General features: G+C 47.1%; 1 protein-coding gene. It reads left to right on the top strand.

Annotation, left to right across the window (positions count from 1 at the left end; all coding sequences use genetic code 11):
* The coding region (locus ACFQ2O_RS21510) for a RagB/SusD family nutrient uptake outer membrane protein (protein ID WP_377532937.1) at positions 1–1691 on the top strand (1691 nt) is incomplete at its 5' end.
* Positions 1692–1717: the final 26 nt, after the last annotated feature.

Genomic DNA, 1717 nt, shown 5'->3' with positions numbered 1-1717 from the left:
TATATATAGGAGGGCTTCTTGTACTATCTGTGTTCTCAAGCTGTGAGAAGGAGTTTCTGGATAGAGCTCCACAAGACACCCTGGTGGATGCCAATTTTTTTAAGACAAATGAGCAAGTACTAGCTGCCTCGGCACCGCTATACAGTGTGGTTTGGAAAGATTATGTAGATAAGGCCTCATGGGCATTGGGAGATTTACGAGGAGGAACCACTTTTCGTGCCTACGGATACAGAGACGATGTATTGTTTAATACAACCGAAGTGTCTCTCTCTAATAACGAAGCATATCGTGCTTTCTTTATTGTGATTGGGCAATCAAATACGCTGATCCAGAACATAAATAAATATGCCGGAGCAGAGGTAAGCGAGAACATAAAAAACCACGCTCTAGCCGAAGCACGCTTTATGCGCGCCACTGCGTATAGCTACCTGGTGATGAACTATGGTGCTGTTCCGATCATTGATAACAACCTGGAGCTACTAAACAACCCTGCCGTACGGCGCAACACAGTAGAAAGTGTTTGGGAGTTTATTACAAGAGACTACCTCTTTGCTGCAGCAAATTTGCCTGCAACGCCGGTACAGCCCGGTAGAGTAACCAAGTGGTCAGCTGAAGGTATGTTGGCCAGAACTTACCTGACCAGAGCCGGTGTAGGGGCTAGCGGCAACAGAAATCAGGAGTTCCTGGATAAAGCGAAAGAGTATGCAGAAAGGGTGATTACCATGAGTGGCCGCTCATTGCTTCCTGAATATGCTGACTTGTTCCGTTTTCCTTATGATAACAATGCTGAGTCGCTGTTTGAGCAGCAGTGGGTTTTTACCTCTGAGTATGGCTATGCCAACACCATGGTATCGCAGATCACCTTTAGCAATGATATTGCCAACGGCGATGGCTGGGGAGGTGACCTGGGTGCTTCCTGGTGGATGCTGAACCTCTATAACGGATTGGTGACAGAAGGTAACCCGAACACGGATGAAGATGATGGCAGACTGCCTGGTTTTACGTTGGATGATAGACTAAAGGCAACTTATATGTTGCCCGGAGCACAATACCCGGAAATATCCCAGACGGTAAGAGATGCTGACGGAACTGAAAGAGAGCAGGGATTAGTGTTTCCTGCGCCAACAGCCGCTGCAAACGAAAGCTTTGCCAGCATCAAGAAATACGTGGTTGGTAAAGCAAAAGACCTTGGTGGGCAGGCAACTACACAGCGCTATCCTAACAATACATACATGCTAAGGCTGGCGGAAATGTATCTGATCTACGCAGAGGCAGCACTTGGTAACAGTGCTTCTTCCTCAGATGCAAGAGCTTTAGAGTATTTCAATGCGGTGCATACACGGGCAGGCTTACCCGCTTTTGAAGGGCCGCTTACCTGGGATGTTGTGTTTGAAGAGCGTATAAAAGAGTTTGCGATGGAAGGACTCGCCTGGTATGATCTGGTGAGGCTGCATTACTACAATCCTCAGAAGGCTTATGAGATTATTAATAATCAGGATCGGGGTCTTTTTATAGTAAGGCCAGACAGAATGCCGAACCCAACAGGCTGGACATTTACAAAGACAGCATCCTTCACTGAAAGAAAAGCCAGCGCTAATTCCGGAAACTTTGAGCTGCCCATACCGGCAGCCGAGGCAAGCCAGGCGCCTAGCTTAAGAGAAGAGCCAGTGCCTTATGAGTTTGGGGAGTAAAAGATATATCATTCCAACGATAGAAA

Origin of the sequence: Pontibacter rugosus (assembly GCF_042678745.1) — a bacterium.
GTDB classification, from domain to species: domain Bacteria; phylum Bacteroidota; class Bacteroidia; order Cytophagales; family Hymenobacteraceae; genus Pontibacter; species Pontibacter rugosus.
The sequence above is the reverse complement of the archived record's forward strand: the minus strand, read 5'-3'. Positions and strand labels throughout refer to the sequence as shown.